Origin of the sequence: Tenacibaculum sp. Cn5-46, from assembly GCF_022347705.1 — a bacterium.
Lineage (GTDB): Bacteria > Bacteroidota > Bacteroidia > Flavobacteriales > Flavobacteriaceae > Polaribacter > Polaribacter aiptasiae.
In genome coordinates this window covers 239464-258408 of the sequence record NZ_JAKRGD010000007.1, presented here as the reverse complement: position 1 = coordinate 258408, position 18945 = coordinate 239464, and the positions used below count along the sequence as shown (strand labels likewise).

Here is an 18945-nt window from a genome sequence, read left to right as displayed (position 1 = left end):
GATATAAAAAAAACCGAAGTTTCAACTTCGGTTTTTTTATGTGTTATATTTAAATTCTTTTTAGAATCTATATGATAAACCTACAATAATTTGATTTACTCTTGTGTCAAAATTAACAGTATTCGTGTTTAATAAACTACTTTCTGTATCAGAAAAAGCTCTTTCCCAACGTACATCTAAACCTAATTTACCTAAGTCAATTCCAGCTCCTAGTTGCATTCCAACAGAAAAACCATCAGCTTTTACATTCGTTATATCACTTATACTGAAATCTCCATCAAGAACATATTGAAAAGAAGGTCCAGCAAAAATACGTCCAATACCAAAAACCTTTTTTCCTAATAATACAGGGATATCAATTTTTCTAAACTCGTAGCTAGTAGTACTTGGATTTGCAGATTTAGGTAAATAAACCACTTCATTACTTAATTGTGTGTACACTAATTCTGGTTGAATAAATAAACCTAAAATAGGAATTTTTCCACGTAACCAAATACCAGCGTGAAATCCTGTTTTACTTTTTGCTCCACTAAGAATATCACTACTTACATTTGAAATAGATTTAGAATTGTAGTTAACTCCACCTTTAATTCCAAAATGTATTTGACTTTGTGCAAACTGAATACTTCCTATAAAAAGAAGCGCGATTAAAATTACTTTTTTCATCTTTTTTTGATTTGAATGTATGTATAAAACTTATTTTTAATTAATATATTGGATATGTATAAATAAAGAAGCATCATTTTAACACTAAAATGATGCTTCTAATTTTATGTTTTAAAAGTTTATTTTCTAGAAATTACTTTTTCAACAGCCTTAATGATTGCTTTATCGTTTATTTCGTATTTCTCCATTAATTCAGCAGGAGTAGCAGATTCACCAAAAGTATCATTTACAGCAACAAACTCTTGTGGAGTAGGGGCGTTAGTAGCTAAACAACGAGCAACGCTTTCTCCTAGACCTCCATATTTATTATGTTCTTCAGCAGTAACAATACAACCCGTTTTAGCAACAGATTTTAAAATAATCTCTTCATCTAAAGGCTTAATTGTATGTATGTTGATTACTTCAGCAGAGATTCCTTTTTCTTCTAATTGCTCAGCTGCTTGTAAAGCTTCCCAAACTAAGTGTCCAGTAGCTACAATAGTAACATCATTTCCTTCAGTTAATTTAATTCCTTTACCAATTTCAAAAGGTTCGTCAGTCATAAATACTGGTACTTTTGGTCTACCGAAACGTAAGTAAACTGGTCCGTCAAAATCAGCAATAGCAATAGTAGCTGCTTTTGTTTGACTGTAATCACAAGTATTAATAACTGTCATACCAGGTAACATTTTCATCAAACCTATGTCTTCTAAAATTTGGTGTGTTGCTCCATCTTCACCTAAAGTTAATCCGGCATGAGAAGCACAAATTTTTACATTTTTATCTGAATAAGCAATTGATTGACGGATTTGATCGTAAACACGACCAGTAGAAAAGTTTGCGAAAGTTCCTGTAAAAGGAATTTTACCTCCTATAGTTAATCCAGCTGCAATTCCCATCATGTTTGCTTCTGCAATACCAATTTGGAAAAAACGTTCAGGATGATTTTTTTGAAAATCTCCCATTTTTAACGATCCAGTTAAGTCTGCACATAATGCAACAACATTTTCGTTTGTTTTTCCTAATTCAGTTAAACCATCACCAAATCCAGATCTGGTATCTTTTTTTTCAGTATAAGTATATTTTTTCATCAGTTATGTTGTGTGAAATACGGGTCAAAAATAATCTTTTATAAAAATGTATGCTACAAATTTATCAATTCTTTGTAAAGTTTATGAACTGGAAAGCCCATAACATTAAAATAACTACCTTCTAACTTTGTAATTCCTATTTTACCAATCCATTCTTGAATACCATAAGCACCAGCTTTATCAAAGGGTTTGTAGGTATTTATATAATAGTTAATTTCATCATCGGTAAGTTCTTTAAACGTTACTATTGTTGTATCGTTTAGTATATGTTTACGCGTTTTTCCTGATAAACAGATAGAAGTTATTACCTGATGTGTATTGTTTGATAACTCTTTAAGCATATGAAAGGCCTCATCATAATTTTTAGGCTTACCAAGCGCCTTGTTATTAAACCAAACAATAGTGTCTGATGTAATTAATAAATCATTTTCATTTAGTTCATCTATAAAAGGTTTCGATTTTAAGTTTGCTAAAAAATCAGTTATTTCAGTACCTAATAATTCAGAAGGATAAATTTCTTCAATCTCTTTTGTTCTTATTTCAAAATCGATATCTAAATCTTTAAGAAGTTGTTGTCTTCTAGGTGAATTAGAAGCTAGAATAATATTGTAATTGGATAGTTTATTTGATAACATATTTAAAATAATAAGTAACAACAGGAATACTAAAAATACCTAATAAATAGGCTATATTAATAGCTTTGGAAGCGAGTTTATATCCTTTTGGACCATTTGCATTAATTAAAAAATACATAATAATTAATTCAGGAATAGTGCAAAGTAGAAAAACTGCTAATAAAAAGGTTCTGTCTTTAATATAGGTTACAGAAAAATATAATACAATAATACATATTACTATAACTAAAATTAAAGCTATGTTTTTAGTTCTTTTTCTTCCTAAAATTACGGGTAATGTTGTGTTTTTTTGAGAATAATCATAATCTATTCTATTAATATCAATTACAGTATCTCTAAGGAGGTTACTTAAAAAAGAAAGTATGGCAAATAGAATAGCAATAGACTGTAATTTAAAGAATAAATCCCATTGATCTGGGGTTAAATTGATTGGAGCATCAAACCATAAAACAATCAGAATTATAAAAGGTTTTAAAAACGATCTACCAATACTATTAATAAACGTTTTATTCATGGTGTTAGCTGCATATATTATAGTAGCAATTAAGCAGCAGATGAAAATAAAACTATAATAAGGTTTGCTTATTTTAAAAGACAATAAAGTTCCTAGGGAAATACCTAAAAATGAAAAAAGAATAACAAACTTCTTTATCTTATAAAGAGGGAAAACATTTTTTTTACCTTTTTTTCGTCTGTAGTAGCTAGATAAATAACCTGTAACTATTATAAAAGAAGTAGCTAATGCTAAAATGCTTAAATCTAAAAATGACAGTGTTGTTTTAAAACCACAACCATATAAGAAGCAGTATTTAAAGAGAAAGAGGATAAAGGTAAAATAGAGAAGTTCTTTCCAACGAATTATATTAAAAAAAACAGAAAGCATTAATTAAATGCTTTTTTAATTCTTGCCAAATTCTTTTTGTTGTCCCTATCTTTTATAGTTTGGCGTTTATCGTGAGTCTTTTTTCCTTTAGCTAATGCTATTTCAAGTTTTGCCCAACCGTTTTCATTAATGAAAAGTTTTAAAGGAACTATAGTATTTCCCTTAGCTTCAACTTCTCTTTCAAGTTTTTTTAATTCACGTTTGTTTAATAATAAACGACGTTCACTTTTAGGTTTATGATTATAGCTATTTCCAAAAGCGTATTCTTCAATATACATATTAATAACAAAAAGCTCTCCTCGATCATTAAATTCACAAAAACTTTCGGTAATACGAGCCTTACTAAGTCTTATTGATTTTATCTCAGTACCTGTAAGTTGAATTCCAGCTGTATATTTATCAAGTATCTCGTATTCAAAACGAGCTTTTTTATTCTGTATGTTGATGTTTTTTTGCATAAGTAAAAGCAAATATAAATATAATTGTTAAGCTTATTTATAAAAATAATAAACTATGATTTTAGTCATGATTTTAGATAAAGCTTCAAAGTAATTTTGTCTTAGAAATAAGTGAATAATTAAATTTAAAAATTATGAAAAAATTAGTGTTAGGCTTAATTTTCGGAGCATTATTAGTAGGGAATATCAATGCTCAAGAAAAAACAAAAGATGAGAAAAAATGGCAAGCTAGATTTAGATGGGTGTCTGTAATGCCTAATGAATCTGCTACAATAGGAACTATTGGAGGAGATGTTGAAATTAGTAACAGTTTTATCCCTGAACTTGATTTTACCTACTTTTTTACTGAAAACATTGCAGCTGAATTAATTTTAGGAACAGCGAAACATAATGTAAACGCTGTAGGAACGGCATTAGGTAATGTAGATTTAGGGCATGTATGGTTGTTACCTCCAACTTTAACAGTACAATACCATTTTAATTTAAATAATTTTAGACCTTATGTAGGTGCCGGTGGTAACTATACTATTTTTTATAGTGCTAATCCAGGTGCTGTTGTTGATGTGTCTTACAAAAACTCTTTTGGTTATGCATTTCAAGCAGGGTTTGATTATGATTTAGATGATACATGGTTTTTAAATGTAGATGCTAAATACATAGGCTTAAGTACAGATGTTACGGTAAATGCTGGAGTCGCAACCGTTCCTGCTGACGTAGATATTAATCCTTTATTAATTGGTTTTGGTATTGGTATGAAGTTTTAATGATTACTGATATATGAATATAGAGAGCAACCTTTTTGGGTTGCTTTTTTTATTAACATAACTTTAAATTTTATCGTATAATATTCTTGTAGTTTTGTTAAAACAAACAGTAAAATAAAACTTATGCGTTATATGTATGCAATTTGCATACTATTTCTAGTTTCTTGTAAGCCTCAGTTTACAGCACAAGAGATAGTAGACAAATCAATAGAAAACTCTAATTTGAGCGCGTTGAAAAATGCTACAATTTCTTTTAATTTTAGAAAGAAATTTTATCAAGCTAACAGAAATAATGGTCTTTTTGAATTTATAAAAGAAGAAAAAAAAGATTCTTTAACTATTAAAGATATATTATCAAATGATAGTTTTAAACGATATGTAAATGATAGTTTGGTTGAATTATCAGAGAAAAAGAAAAAGGGTTATGGAAATTCGGTAAACTCAGTACATTACTTCTCAATTTTACCTTTAGGATTAAATGATAAAGCTGTTTTTAAGAAAATATTAGAGGAAACTGCCATAAAAGGAAAAGACTATTACAAAATAGAAGTAACTTTTAGTGAAGAAGGTGGCGGAACCGATTTTGATGATGTATTTATTTATTGGTTTTCTAAAGATAACTTTCAGTTAGACTATTTAGCTTATAAATACCACACAAATGGAGGAGGAGTACGTTTTAGAGATGTAAAAAAAGAAACTTTGGTCGATGGAATTCGTATTGTAGATTATAATAATTACAAACCTTTAAATAAAGACATCGATTTTTATAACATCGATAAATTATATGATGAAGGAAAGCTTAAAAAAGTTTCTGAAATTATTCTAGAAAATGTTCAAATTAAATTAAACAAATAGAAGTTAATCTACTTTTAATAAAGTAGGAAACTTCACATTATCAATGGTTGTAATGATGTACAAATTTGCATTATTACGATCATTGATAAATTCATATTTTTCTTCATCTAAAATTTTATTAGCTAAAGTCGGAGTTGTATTGCTATGACCAACCACTAAAACTGTTTTTCCTTTAGTTGCTTTTTCAAATTCTGAATCAAATAAATTCTTTGGATTGTATGAAAGTACTTCTAAATTTTGATTTTTTGCCGTCGGAGCAGCAGTCTGTTGTGTTCTTTTGTAGTTAGTAGCATAAACCATATCGAAATCAACATCTTTAAGAACTTCAGCCCATTTTTTTGCTCGAGCTAATCCTTTTTCATTCAGATTAGGATCTTTATTAGTAGCATCAGTTCTGTCTTTTTCGGCATGACGAATTAAATAGTAAGTTGTTGTAACAGTTTCTTTTTTAGTACAAGAACTTATGATGAATAATAAGATAAAAAGTTTAAAGTATTTCATTTCCTAATCGTTAAAGTATCTAGCTTGTTTAATGTATAAATTTCTATTATTGCCATCAATTTTAAACTCGATGTCTAAGCCAAAATTAAGAAAGGTTTTTCGTCTTTTATAAACTTTTTTATAAAAGTATTTTTTTATAGTATAAAGTTGTTTTGATAAATTTAAAATTTCATCTTCAGAAAGTATCAATTTGTTTTTACTTAAGCTTGAATAGGTAATAACTTCAATAACTTCTTTATTAGAGTATAATTCAACATCAGCTCCTTCGTAACATAAAATTTGCTCGCTTACAATATCTTTATTTGGATTTACAACTGGTTCTTCACCTAGTTGGATATTGATGATATTTCCATAAAAATCTTTTCGATATAAGTTTTTTGTAATTGCTACACCATTTGCTATTTCATTAGGAAAAGAGCGATGTGCTAAAATTCCCATTGCTACTGTTTTTTGATTGATATTAAATAATTCTCGTTCTAAAAATGCTGATTTGTTCCATAAGCTAGCCCAAACTTTTTTTATAGCCTTAGCAAATGTTTTTTTTGAATCATTTAAGACACCTGTTTTAGATGTGTATAAACCAGCGCCGCTAAAACCAATAATATCTTCTGCGTTGGTAGAGCTTCTAAAGCGAATTCTATTATAATTACAATTATTGCTAATTCTTTTATTGATGTTAGCGATTAATACAGAATCAATAGGAGCTTTTTTTATTTCTTTTTTTATTTTTTTTAGATTAATAAAGAGCAAACTATCATTTTTAAATGTACTATAATCATCAATAGTTTTAAGGATGAGTTTATCTATATTATGCTTTTTAATGTGCTGTAAATAATAATAAAAAGGAATTGCAAAAGAACATTCTGGAACTTTAAAATTAGAATTTAAAGATAACTTGTACAATTCTCCAAAATTAGCAGCTTTTCCACCTACAGCATTAATCATTTTATGATGTAAGTCTTTTCCAGAAATTAACTGATCAATTTTACTATTAATGTCTAAATCTTTTAATTTTCTTTTTCTCTCTTTAGTTTTTCTGTCAAACTTCTTTTTTGAAATAGTTTTAATTAAAAAAGTGTCTGGTTTGACTTCAAAAGAAACATAATGTCCATTTTTTCCTTTTAGCAAAGGGTTGGTATAAGCATTTTTATAGGTTGCAACAGGTATTTTTCTATTAATCCCTAAAACTGAGATATGACTTAAAGGTGTTTGCATTCTAGTAGTAATTACTCCATTTACAATGGGTAATCTTAAAACAGGCTTGTTTACCACAACAATATCAGTCTTATTAATTTTTTCGTTTTCTAAGTTGTCAATGTCAATAAAACGTAGTTTTCCATAAGATTTATTTAATGAAATAGGTTGATAAATTTGGTTGCCATAAATTTCGTTTGCTGAAATTGTAGGAATTGACAACTGTTTTTTTTCTTTAACTAATCTAGAAGTGTTTAAGAAGAACTTAAAATTTTTAAAATAAGAAGTATTTTTAATCTTATTGTATAGAAAAACAATGTCTTGAACACTCATTTTATCAGCAGGAGATAGCTCTAAAGTATAAGTGTTTAGGTTTTGATAGAAGTTAATATTGGCGAGCAAGAATCGCTTGTTTTTGTGCTGTTCTTTGTAATTATACTTGTTAAAAATGTCTAAAGGAATATCGTATTCTAGGTAGTTTAGAACAAACTCATAGTGATATTTATAAGTTTTACTGTTAGTATAATACAGTTTTTTGTTTTTTAAGTTGTAAACTATTTTTAGCGATTTTACAAAACCATATTTATTAGATAATGGTTTGTGAGATAGTTTATTAAAATCTTCAATTGTTTTTAAACTGCCTTTATAATTTTGCGCATGTAGGTTAAACGCAAGAAATAAAAAAGTTACTATTGTAATTAAAGGCTTCATCAAATTGTAGAATAATGGATAACAATATCCGTGGTGTTGTTAAGATAATCAATCTTTTTTACATCAATTTTTTGAATTGTAATGTTCAATTGTTTTTCAATAGATTTTATTAATTCTTGTTCATTTTGAAGATTAAAATTTTCAGTGTTAGCATAAGTAATTGTAGTGGTTTTTAATTTCTTATGCATGAAGATTTTTTCTAATACTCCAATAAAAATAATAACAATGATGTTTGAAAGTATAAGCTCTTTATAGTAATGCCATTCGGTTAAAGAATTTATAATAGATAAACCTATAATGGAGAATAGGTAAGTCATTTCTTTAATGCTTATAGCCGAAGTTCTGTAGCGGATAATTCCAAAAATAGCAAAGAGACCTAAAGCAAAACCTAGTTGTAATTCAATACTTTTAAGGAGATAACAAAGTAAAAAAACGATTAATCCGATAATGAAATAGGTAAAAACATAATCGCTGTTCTTGTTCGATTTATAGTAAATAAAACGAATTATTATGATTGAAATAACAATGTTTATGAGTAGTTTAAGTAGGAATTCATTCATTGATAGCTGTATTGTTTCTACTAAAATAGGAAATTATTAGATTCCTATAAATAAGAAAAGCCAAAACAGAGGTTTTGACTTTTCGAAATAACTATATATAAACAAACTATTAATTTTCTACTAAATTGGATTGGTTTCTAAAAACTAACTTATCGTCAAAAGCATCCAATAAAATAATGCTATCAGTTGTTATTTTACCTGATAATATTTCTTTAGATAATTGGTTTAATACCTGTTTTTGTATGACACGTTTTACTGGACGTGCTCCAAATTCAGGTTGAAACCCTTTTTCGGCTAAATAACCAATAGCTTCATCCGTAGCATCTAGAGTAATTCCTTGCTCTGATACCATTTTCTTTATGCTGTTTAGCTGTAACTTCACTATTTGCTTAATATTATCTTGCGATAAAGGTGTAAACATAATAATGTCGTCAATTCTATTTAAAAACTCAGGACGAACTGTTTGTTTTAATAATCCTAAAACTTCAGTTTTAGCGGTTTCCATGGTAGAGTAAACATCTCCTTTAAAGTTTTCAAACTTTTCTTGAATTATATGACTTCCCATATTTGAAGTCATAATAATGATTGTATTTTTAAAATCAGCTACACGACCTTTATTATCAGTTAATCTACCTTCATCTAAAACTTGTAAAAGAATATTAAAAGTATCAGGATGAGCTTTTTCAATTTCATCCAATAAAACTACCGAATATGGCTTTCTTCTAACAGCTTCGGTTAATTGTCCACCTTCATCATAACCAACATATCCTGGAGGTGCTCCAACTAAACGACTTACTGAATGACGTTCTTGATATTCACTCATATCAATACGAGTCATTGCATTTTCATCATCAAATAAATAATCAGCTAAAGCCTTTGCTAATTCTGTTTTACCAACTCCAGTAGTTCCTAGGAATAAGAAACTTCCAATAGGTTTATTAGGATTTTGTAACCCTGCTCTTGATCTACGTACAGCATCAGAAACAGCTTCAATAGCTTCTTCTTGTCCAACAACACGTTTATGTAATTCGTCTTCTAATTTTAGAAGCTTTTCTCTTTCAGACTGTAACATTTTAGTTACAGGTACACCAGTCCATTTTGCAACAACTTCTGCAATGTCATCGTAAGTAACTTCTTCTTTAATTAAAGCGTTCTCACTTTGATTTGCTAAAATTTCTTGCTGTGTTTCTAATGCTTCCTGAGCCTCTTTTATTTTACCATAACGTATTTCAGCAACCTTTCCGTAATCTCCTTGACGTTCAGCTTTTTCTGCTTCTACTTTATAGTTTTCAATATCTGTTTTTAATTGTTGAACAGCATCTACAACACTTTTTTCAGATTGCCATTTAGCATTTATTTCATTGCGTTCTTCTTTTAAGTTAGCAATATCTGCATTTAACGATTTTAATTTTATTTCATCATTTTCTCGTTTAATAGCTTCAATTTCTATCTCTAACTGCATTATTTTACGATCTAAGACATCTAATTCTTCTGGTTTAGAGTTAATCTCCATTCGTAATTTAGAAGCAGCTTCATCCATTAAATCAATGGCTTTGTCTGGTAAAAAACGATTGGTAATATAACGTTGCGATAATTCTACAGCTCCAATAATGGCCTCATCTTTAATACGAACTTTATGATGCGTTTCGTATTTATCCTTAATACCACGTAAGATTGAAATAGCACTTTCTGTATCTGGTTCATCTACCATTACTTTTTGAAAACGACGTTCTAAAGCTTTATCCTTTTCAAAATACTTTTGATATTCATCTAGAGTAGTAGCACCAATAGCTCTCAGTTCACCACGAGCTAAGGCTGGTTTTAAAATATTAGCAGCATCCATAGCTCCTTGACCACCTCCAGCACCAACTAAAGTGTGGATTTCGTCTATAAATAAAACAATATCACCTTCTGAAGTAGTAACTTCTTTTACAACCGACTTTAAGCGCTCTTCAAATTCACCTTTGTATTTTGCTCCTGCGATTAAAGCTCCCATGTCCAAAGAAAAAATTTGTTTTTCTTTTAAGTTTTCAGGAACATCACCACGGATAATCCTATGAGCTAAACCTTCTGCAATAGCAGTTTTACCAGTACCTGGTTCACCTACTAAAATTGGATTGTTTTTTGTTCTTCTTGATAAAATTTGAAGTAAACGACGAATTTCTTCATCACGTCCAATAACAGGATCTAATTTTCCATCTTGTGCTAATTGATTTAAGTTTTTAGCATATTTATTTAATGAATTATACGTTTCTTCTGCACTTTGAGATGTAACACGATCTCCTTTACGTAATTCATTAATAGCAGCCATAACTAACTTTTCAGTAGCTCCTTGATCTTTTAAAGCTTGTCCAATTCCGCTTTTAGATTTTATAATGGCAAGTATTAAATGCTCGATAGATACGTATTCATCGTTCATTTTTTTTGCAATAATACTTGCTTCATTTAAGGTTTTACTTGCTTCTCTAGAAAGCATTATATCGACACCAGAAACTTTAGAGTAACTTTCTAGTTGTTTGTCTAAAATTTGCTGTACAACATCTAAATTGATGTTGAGTTTTTTTAATATAAATGGTAACACATTTTCATCAACTAAAGAAATAGCCTTAAAAATATGCTCATTTTCTATTTGATTATGACCATAACTTTGCGCTAATTGCTGCGCTTGTTGAATGGTTTCTTGTGATTTTATTGTATAATTGTTAAAATTCATGTTTTGTAGATTTCAAATTCAATACCATTCAAAAAAAAGTAAATAAAACGGTCAAAATGTCTTTGTTTTTATTGTTTTTGCTGACTTTTTGACTTATTGAAAGGAATTATAATTTGAGGCGACAGAATCAAAAAAATAGTAATGGGTATATTAAATTCAATATTTGGTAGTAAAAAAGCTAAAAAAGAGGAAGAACAATCATTTGTAAATTGGATTCCTTTAACATCAATAAATCAATTAGAAGAAATAAAAAAGCAATCTAAAAATGAAGCTGTAGCTATTTTTAAGCATTCGACAAGATGTGGTATTAGTAGTATGGCTATAAAGCGTTTTGTAAACAGTTTTGATGAGTCGATGAAAGACTTTAAAGTGTACTATTTAGATTTACTTTCTTATAGAGATTTATCAAATGAGGTAGGGTATGAATTCCAAGTTTTACACCAATCACCTCAGTTATTGGTAATTAAAAATGGAATAGCTGTAGCACATGCTTCACACTATAGTATTGCTCAAATTGATTTAAAAAGTTTTTAAAAAACCTAGTGTTTATAGTTGTATTTATCTAAATACATCGTAATTTTGCGTCTCCCAAAAAAGTTTTAAAATTGAGTAACGAAACAACGACGACTTCACAAGCTCCTAAAGGAAAAAGCTTATATAGCTACCAAAAGGATGCGCTTAATAGAATTTTTAAAAGTTTTGAAAATGCTCCCCCAAATTATCATCTGTTATATCAGTTACCAACAGGAGGAGGGAAGACAGTAATTTTCTCAGAAATTACGCGTCAATTTTTAAAACATTATCAAAAGAAAGTTTTGATAATGACACACCGTATAGAGCTTTGTAAGCAAACAGCTAGAATGCTAAGCGAGTTCGGTGTTGAAAATAAAATTATAGATAGTAAAGCTAGCTTAGACGATCAAGGTCAATATGATTGTTTTGTAGCAATGGTTGAAACACTTAACAATCGTTTGAACGACGATATGTTAGATATTTCAGATGTTGGATTAGTAATTATTGATGAGGCTCACTATAATTCGTTTACTAAATTATTTAAGTTTTTTGATAAGTCGTTTGTTCTTGGTGTTACAGCAACTCCATTAAGTTCGAATATCAAATTACCAATGCGAGATAATTATGATGAGCTGATTGCTGGTGAAAGTATTGGTAACTTAATTCAGAATGAATATTTAGCAAAAGCAAATGTATATTCATATAACGTAGGTTTAACTTCGTTAGAAGTTGGTGCCAATGGTGATTATACTGTAAAGTCTTCTGAGGATTTATATACGAATACAGACATGTTATCTAAGCTTTTACAAGCTTATGAAGAACGTGCTAAAGGAACTAAAACACTTATCTTTAATAATGGTATTAATACTTCCTTGCATGTATTTGATACTTTTAAGAAAGCAGGATATCCAATTGCTCATTTAGATAATACAAATACTAAAAAAGAGAGAGATTTTATATTACAGTGGTTTCACAAAACACCAAATGCTATTATTACTTCTGTAAGTATTTTAACAACTGGATTTGATGAACCATCAGTACAATCTATTATTTTAAATAGAGCTACAAAATCATTAACGTTATACTACCAAATGATTGGTAGAGGTTCTCGTATTTTACCAGGGAAATCTGAATTCAATGTGATTGATTTAGGTAATAATTTCCACCGTTTTGGACCTTGGGGAGCTGATTTAGATTGGCAAAAAATGTTTAGATCACCTAATTTCTATTTAGATAATTTATTATCAGATGAAGAAATTGAAAGTGATTTTAGATATGAATTACCTGCAGATGTAAAAGAAGAATTTTCAAATTCTACCGATTTATATTTTGATGTAAAACGAGTGTATGTAGATACAATTCAGGCAGGTCAATCTTCTAAAAAGGTACTTGAAAAATCAATAGAACACCACGCAAAACTTTGTATTGAAAATAGTGAAGACGTTTTTGATGCTTTAATTTTAGCTAAAAAATTAGGCGGTGATATTGATGATAGAATTTTTAGATATTCTAAGTGTATTTGTAAGAGTACACACAATTTTATAGATTGGTTACAAGATGATTATAGAAAGAAATTAAATACGTATTTGCGTAATAATTTTGATGAAGTTTACGAACAAATTCACGGTCATCCACCTCCAGAAGAAGAATAAAAAATAGATTCTTAGTTCAAATTATTTAGAGTCCTATTTAAACTACGAACCGTAATTCCTAAATAGTTAGCAATATCTTTTTTAGAAAATACTTTATCGAAGTTTGGATAGGATTTTTTTAGTTTTAAAATATTTTCTTCAATAGAATACGATTGTTGAAAAGAGTGTCTTGGTGCTTTGTAAGCAATTTTAGCAGCAAGTGATTTCATCACAAGTCTATTAAAAACAGGATCGTTTTCAAGTAATTGGGTATAGTTTTGGTGAGAAATTTTATATAATTCAACTTCAGAAATGGCTTCAATGGTACAAAAGCTTAATTTTCCGCTAAAAACTTCTAATTCACCAAATTCCATTCCTTCTCCTAAGAATTCTTGAATGAAATCTTTTCCATTTTCATCAGATAAATAGCATTTAGTAATACCACTTTTGATAATGAATAATGAATGATAGCGCTTATCTTGTTTTAAAATAACCTCTTTTGAAGTATACTTTTCTAGTGTAAAATAATCTAAATGTTTTTCAACTAGAACTTCAACATAGGATAGAAAATCAGGATTTATTCGAATCATTTTTATAGTTGGGACATTTGTCCTTTTATAAGAATTATAATAGCTAGTTTTTTGCAGTGTAAAATTATAAATAATGAATTACATGAAGGGTTTTTTAGAGCAAATAAATTTTATAAAAGAAATAGATAAGCTAAAGTATATACAACGAAAAACAAAGTTGTTTAATAGCGATAGATGTGAGAATGATGCAGAGCATAGTTGGCATTTAGCAATGATGACGATTATTTTAGCAGAACACTCTGATGTTAAGATAGATATTTTAAAAGTTTTAAAAATGGTTTTGATTCATGACATTGTTGAAATTGATTCGGGAGATGTTTTTATTTTTGATAATGATAAGAACCATAAAAATACTTTTGAAGAATTAAAAGCTGCCAAAAGAATATTTGGGTTATTACCAGAGAAGCAGGCTAAGGAATTTATTGATATCTGGTTAGAATTTGAAGAAGGAGAAACCAATGAAGCCAAATTTGCCAAAGCAATGGACCGTTTTGAACCTATTTTACAAAATATTTCTAATAAAGGAGGAACTTGGAAAGAATACAATGTTCCGTTAGATAAAGTATTAAAAAAGACAAGTCCAATTGAAAATGGATCGAAATTGATATGGGATTATTCAAAAAAAGAAATAGAAGAAGTATTTACATCATTCTAAATGGAAACAACAAACACTAAATTATATTCTACAAGTTTTATTCTTGTTTGTATTAGCTCGTTATTTTTTTCAGCAAGTTACAATATGTTAATTCCTGAATTACCAAATTATATAAGTGGCTTAGGAGGAGCTGAATACAAAGGATTAATTATTGCATTGTTTACGTTAACAGCAGGATTGTCAAGACCTTTTAGTGGTAAACTTACAGATACTGTTGGACGTAAACCAATTATGATTTTTGGTGCGTTAGTTTGTATTATTTGTGGGGTTTTATATCCAATTTTAACAACTGTATCAGGATTTTTATTTTTACGTTTATTGCATGGGTTCTCTACAGGTTTTAGTCCAACAGCCATTGCAGCCTATGTATCAGACATTATACCTAAAAATAGACTAGGAGAAGCCATGGGAATTCAAGGGCTTTGTTTTAGTTCTGGTTTAGCCTTAGGGCCAGCTTTGGGAAGTTATATTAAACTTTATACAAGTTATACAATTCTTTTTTATAGTTCATCATTACTAGCATTGCTATCTATTGTATTAATTTTTAGAGTAAAAGAAACTTTAATCAATACTCAAAAAATACAATATGCTACATTTAAAATAGCTAAAGGAGATATAATTGCTAAAGAAGCATTACCATCAGCAGTTATAACATTTGTAACTTATTTAGGTTTTGGAGTTATTTTAACCTTAATACCAGATTGGAGCGAACATTTAACAATTATAAATAAGGGAACATTTTTTATTGTATTTACATTTTCGTCTTTATTTATAAGAATGATAGCAGGAAAAGTTTCTGATAAATACGGAAGAATAATAGTGATTCAAATAGGACTTATAGTTTTAGCTATCTCACTAGTTTTATTGGGCTATTTAAATTTTAAAAATGGCTTATTAATTAGTGCAGCAATTTATGGTTTAGCTATGGGAATTTTATCGCCAACAATTAACGCATGGACAATAGATTTAAGTAATCCATTAACCAAGGGAAAATCTATAGCAACAATGTATATTGCTTTAGAGGCAGGAATAGGGCTTGGTGCGTTTTTTTCTGGTTGGTACTATAGAGATGATATTTTAAAAATTCCTATAACTTTTTATATCTGTGCTTTCTTTGCTGTTGCTGGCTTGTATTATATAACTAGGTTAAAAAGAAATAAAGATTATAAATAAAAAAAGATGCTCATTTTGAGCATCTTTTTATTATAAATTATATGGTTTTACTATTCTATAGCAGGTAAAATTTTACCAACACACTCACCAAAACCAATACGTACTTTATCGTTTTTAGAATATCCACGCATAATAACTGTATCATGATCGTTGATAAACTTACGTTCTGTACCATCATTCATCTTGATAGGGTTTTGACCTCTCCAAGTTAATTCTAGCATAGAACCAAAACTATCTTTAGTAGGACCAGAAATAGTTCCACTTCCCATCATGTCTCCAGCGTTTACAGGACATCCATTTACAGTATGATGCGCTAATTGCTGAGCCATAGTCCAGTACATGTACTTAAAGTTTGAATTACAAACTACAGTTTCTTCTGCATTTTCTGGTTGAATAGCCATTTGTAAGTTAATATCATAACTTCCTTTTCCTTCCTTTCTTAAGTATGGTAAAGGTTCGTGAACTTGTTTTGGGTTTTCAACTCTAAAAGGTTCTAAAGCATCTAAAGTAACAATCCAAGGTGAAATAGTAGAAGCAAAGTTCTTTCCTAAGAAAGGACCTAACGGTACATATTCCCAAGCTTGAATATCACGAGCAGACCAATCGTTAAATAATACCAATCCGAATATATAATCTTCAGTTTCTTCGATTGGAATACGTTCTCCTAAGTGGTTAGAAGCCGTAGTTATGAATGCCATTTCTAATTCAAAATCTAATAATTTTGAAGGACCAAAGTTAGGAGTAGTTTCTCCTTCACTAGGTCTTTGTTGTCCTAAAGGACGACGAATAGGTGTTCCAGATGGAATAATAGAAGAACTTCTTCCATGGTATCCGATAGGTATGTGCAACCAGTTTGGTAATAAAGCATTTTCAGGATCACGGAATAAAGAACCTACGTTTGTAGCATGTTCTTTACTAGCATAGAAATCTGTATAATCACCTACAGCAACAGGTAATTGCATTTCTACATCTTCCATTCTAAAAATTACCTTGTCTTTATGATCTGCATTGTCACGTAATTTACCATTAGTAACATCAAAAATATCGGCAATTCTATTTCTAACTAAACGCCAAGTTTTTCTACCATCGGCAATAAAGTCATTTAAAGTATCTTGTAAGAAAATATCATCAGTAAGAGGTATACCTTCAAAATATCCAAGTTGGTGTAAGGCCCCTAAATCAATAGCAAAATCACCAATTCTAGTACCAATAGTAATAATATCGTCTTTAGTAATAAATACTCCAAAAGGAATATTTTGGATAGGGAAATCAGAGTCTTCTTTAACAGTTAACCATGATTTTCTATTAGGATTATTCGCAGTAATTTCCATTGAATTTGTTGTGTTTTATTTTACATCAAACCTACATATTTTTTTCAATTTTACCCAATTTCAAGGTTAAAAAATTAGAAAAGAAAAGTCTTTTTATACTAGATCTTTTCTCGTACGGCATATGTAAAAAATGAGTACATAAAAGTTGTTAAATCTACTTTTTAAGTATATTCGTTACTAATAATCAAAGGGAAAATAAGAAAAGTAATGAGATTTAAGGAAATAAATGATTTATTTGAGAAAACAGGTTTTCCGAAGCGTACAAATTTACCTGGTTTTTTTATTCTTAAATTTTCTGAAATTCCAGAAAATACTCTTACTAAAATGCTACCTTATCAAAAGGATTATTATCAAATATCTTTAATAAAACAAGCAGACAAAGCTAAAATAAAAATTCATTTAGAAACATCTAAAACTCCTGAAAACATGTTGTTTTTTCTATCACCAGAGCATGTGTATTCTTGGGTTAGAGGTAGTAAAACAGAAGGTTATATAATTTACTTCAAAGCAAGTTTTTTGAATTTATACAGAGGCGATTTTAAACAAACTTTCCAATATTTTGATTTAACACAAGCCAATTCACTTATTTTAGAAGAAAAAGAAATTCAAGATTTAGAAATTGATTTTGAAAAAATGTATGCAGAATATTACAGTAAAACATTGTATAGAAAACAAATTTTGCAATCGTTTTTATTGTCCTTTTTGTTCAAAATAAAGGGAATAAAGGAAAATAAAGAGATAGATATCAAAGAGCTTAGTCAAAAGGAACAACTTTTTCAAAAGTTTACTAATCTAATTAATAACTGTTTTTTACAAGAGAAAAATGTAGTTTTTTATGCAGATCAACTCAATGTATCTGCAAATTATTTAAATCAAATTATTAAGAAGCAAACAGGGAAAACAGCAAAATCGTTTATTCAGCAAAAAGTGCTTTCTGAAGCACAAAAAATGCTAGTTTATACTACGTTAGATATTTCTGAAATAGCTTATCAGTTAGGGTTTGATGAACCCACTCATTTCTCACGCTTCTTTAAATCAAAAACAAAAATTACTCCTAAGTCTTATAGAGATGGTGTACTGTAATTTTGGTCATTATCACTAAGAATCTGGTTATTTTATCTTCAGGTACAGGCATAATTTTGCAGTATAAATTTTAATAAAATTAAACTCAAAATGGAAAATATAATTGTACTTGGAGCTACTGGAAATGTAGGCTTGACATTATTAAAACATTTAAAAGGAAAAAATGTAAATGTCTATGCTGGTGTTCGTAATGAGTCTCAATTTAAACAAGTTGAAAAATATGGAGCAAAACCAGTAAAAGTAGATTTTACAAATCAGCAAGAATTAAATGAAGCTCTTAAAGGAAAAAATAGAGTTTTTTTAGTAACACCACTTATGCAGAATCCAGATTTTGTTACACAGTTAGTGATTGATGCTGCTTTAAAAAATAATATAAAACATATTGTAAGAAGTACAGCTTTAGGAGCAGATAGTAATGGTAAAATTCAAATGGCTCGATGGGCAGGAAAAAGTGAAGATTTAATTAAAAAATCTGGGTTAAAATACACTTTTATTAGACCAAATAATTTTTTACAAAACTTCATTAACTTTCATAGTCAAACAATAAAAGAGCACAATGGTTTCTTTTTACCAAATGGTGATGCAAAGTTGGGAATGGTTGATACCAATGATATTGCAGAAATAGCAACTATAGCATTGACTAGCGATAAACATTATAACAAGGAATATAATTTAAGTGGTTTGTCTTTGACCAATTTCGAATATGCTGAATTGTTAAGTGATGTTCTTGGAAGAAAAATTAGTTATATAGATGTCTCAGAAGAAAAAGCAAAAGAAAGTATGTTAAGTAATGGAATGCCTGAATGGTTAGTAAATGCTATGATGGAGCTTAATTATATAATGAAACAAGGATGGACAGCTTCATATTCTGAAGATTATAAAGATATAACTGGAAAAGAGTACAGTTCAGCCAAGGACTTTTTTGAGGAAAATAAACAGTTCTTTAACTAATTAATTTA

Annotated in this window: 19 protein-coding genes; 8 read left to right on the top strand and 11 right to left on the bottom strand. The window is 29.0% G+C overall.

Features of this window, described 5'->3' with window-relative positions:
- Positions 1–60: 60 nt before the first annotated feature.
- The 5 genes from MHN29_RS15395 to smpB all read right to left on the bottom strand — a co-directional run bounded on the left by MHN29_RS15395 (position 61) and on the right by smpB (position 3712).
- Positions 61–666, bottom strand: coding sequence for a porin family protein (locus tag MHN29_RS15395; protein ID WP_235275435.1), 606 nt, complete (start codon positions 664–666; stop codon positions 61–63).
- A gap of 119 nt (positions 667–785) precedes the next feature.
- Complete coding sequence (locus MHN29_RS15390; protein ID WP_235275434.1) at positions 786–1736, bottom strand: transketolase family protein; 951 nt, start codon at positions 1734–1736, stop codon at positions 786–788.
- Positions 1737–1789: 53 nt separating this feature from the next.
- Positions 1790–2371 carry a Maf-like protein gene (locus MHN29_RS15385; RefSeq protein WP_235275433.1) on the bottom strand — a complete coding sequence of 194 codons (582 nt, stop codon included), beginning with the start codon at positions 2369–2371 and terminating at the stop codon, positions 1790–1792.
- Positions 2358–2885 carry a hypothetical protein gene (locus tag MHN29_RS15380; RefSeq protein ID WP_235275432.1) on the bottom strand — a complete coding sequence of 176 codons (528 nt, stop codon included), beginning with the start codon at positions 2883–2885 and terminating at the stop codon, positions 2358–2360. Before MHN29_RS15380 ends, MHN29_RS15385 begins: the two co-directional genes overlap by 14 nt.
- 368 nt (positions 2886–3253) lie before the next feature.
- Entirely contained in the window at positions 3254–3712 is a 459-nt protein-coding gene (smpB, locus tag MHN29_RS15375; protein WP_150898721.1) for an SsrA-binding protein SmpB, read from the bottom strand.
- 134 nt (positions 3713–3846) lie between these two features.
- Between smpB and MHN29_RS15370 the strand changes: the two genes are divergently transcribed.
- Both MHN29_RS15370 and MHN29_RS15365 read left to right on the top strand, forming a co-directional pair.
- A complete protein-coding gene (locus tag MHN29_RS15370) occupies positions 3847–4476 on the top strand; it encodes an OmpW family protein (RefSeq protein WP_235275431.1) in 630 nt (209 codons plus the stop codon).
- Positions 4477–4608: 132 nt separating this feature from the next.
- Positions 4609–5331 (top strand): DUF6503 family protein, encoded by a 723-nt coding sequence (locus tag MHN29_RS15365; RefSeq protein ID WP_235276262.1) that lies wholly within the window; start codon positions 4609–4611, stop codon positions 5329–5331.
- Between the two features lie 3 nt (positions 5332–5334).
- Here MHN29_RS15365 and MHN29_RS15360 read toward each other — a convergent pair whose 3' ends face one another.
- The 4 genes from MHN29_RS15360 to clpB all read right to left on the bottom strand — a co-directional run bounded on the left by MHN29_RS15360 (position 5335) and on the right by clpB (position 11010).
- Entirely contained in the window at positions 5335–5832 is a 498-nt protein-coding gene (locus MHN29_RS15360; protein WP_235275429.1) for a histidine phosphatase family protein, read from the bottom strand.
- A 3-nt stretch (positions 5833–5835) separates the two neighbouring features.
- A complete protein-coding gene (locus MHN29_RS15355) occupies positions 5836–7737 on the bottom strand; it encodes a PEP/pyruvate-binding domain-containing protein (RefSeq protein WP_235275428.1) in 1902 nt (633 codons plus the stop codon).
- A complete protein-coding gene (locus tag MHN29_RS15350) occupies positions 7737–8297 on the bottom strand; it encodes a DUF4956 domain-containing protein (RefSeq protein WP_235275427.1) in 561 nt (186 codons plus the stop codon). Before MHN29_RS15350 ends, MHN29_RS15355 begins: the two co-directional genes overlap by 1 nt.
- Before the next feature lie 109 nt (positions 8298–8406).
- Positions 8407–11010, bottom strand: a complete 2604-nt coding sequence (gene clpB / locus MHN29_RS15345) for an ATP-dependent chaperone ClpB (protein WP_235275426.1) — start codon at positions 11008–11010, stop codon at positions 8407–8409.
- A 141-nt stretch (positions 11011–11151) separates the two neighbouring features.
- On the opposite strand from clpB, the gene ytxJ reads away from it, so the two are divergent.
- Both ytxJ and MHN29_RS15335 read left to right on the top strand, forming a co-directional pair.
- Positions 11152–11544, top strand: coding sequence for a bacillithiol system redox-active protein YtxJ (ytxJ, locus tag MHN29_RS15340; RefSeq protein WP_235275425.1), 393 nt, complete (start codon positions 11152–11154; stop codon positions 11542–11544).
- A gap of 71 nt (positions 11545–11615) precedes the next feature.
- Positions 11616–13175, top strand: a complete 1560-nt coding sequence (locus MHN29_RS15335) for a DEAD/DEAH box helicase (RefSeq protein ID WP_150898713.1) — start codon at positions 11616–11618, stop codon at positions 13173–13175.
- Positions 13176–13186: 11 nt separating this feature from the next.
- Here the strand turns inward: MHN29_RS15335 and MHN29_RS15330 are convergent, their stop codons facing one another.
- Positions 13187–13744, bottom strand: coding sequence for a Crp/Fnr family transcriptional regulator (locus MHN29_RS15330; protein ID WP_235275424.1), 558 nt, complete (start codon positions 13742–13744; stop codon positions 13187–13189).
- Between the two features lie 73 nt (positions 13745–13817).
- On the opposite strand from MHN29_RS15330, the gene MHN29_RS15325 reads away from it, so the two are divergent.
- Together MHN29_RS15325 and MHN29_RS15320 are read left to right on the top strand one after the other, a co-directional pair.
- Positions 13818–14399, top strand: a complete 582-nt coding sequence (locus MHN29_RS15325; protein WP_235275423.1) for an HD family hydrolase — start codon at positions 13818–13820, stop codon at positions 14397–14399.
- Positions 14400–15572 carry an MFS transporter gene (locus tag MHN29_RS15320; RefSeq protein WP_235275422.1) on the top strand — a complete coding sequence of 391 codons (1173 nt, stop codon included), beginning with the start codon at positions 14400–14402 and terminating at the stop codon, positions 15570–15572. It begins immediately after the preceding gene.
- Between the two features lie 50 nt (positions 15573–15622).
- Here the strand turns inward: MHN29_RS15320 and fahA are convergent, their stop codons facing one another.
- Complete coding sequence (fahA, locus tag MHN29_RS15315; RefSeq protein ID WP_235275421.1) at positions 15623–16903, bottom strand: fumarylacetoacetase; 1281 nt, start codon at positions 16901–16903, stop codon at positions 15623–15625.
- A 207-nt stretch (positions 16904–17110) separates the two neighbouring features.
- On the opposite strand from fahA, the gene MHN29_RS15310 reads away from it, so the two are divergent.
- The gene (locus MHN29_RS15310) at positions 17111–17986 is read left to right on the top strand and encodes an AraC family transcriptional regulator (protein WP_235275420.1); all 876 of its coding nucleotides are present in this window, start codon (positions 17111–17113) and stop codon (positions 17984–17986) included.
- Between the two features lie 90 nt (positions 17987–18076).
- Positions 18077–18937 carry an SDR family oxidoreductase gene (locus MHN29_RS15305; RefSeq protein WP_235275419.1) on the top strand — a complete coding sequence of 287 codons (861 nt, stop codon included), beginning with the start codon at positions 18077–18079 and terminating at the stop codon, positions 18935–18937.
- Positions 18938–18945: the final 8 nt, after the last annotated feature.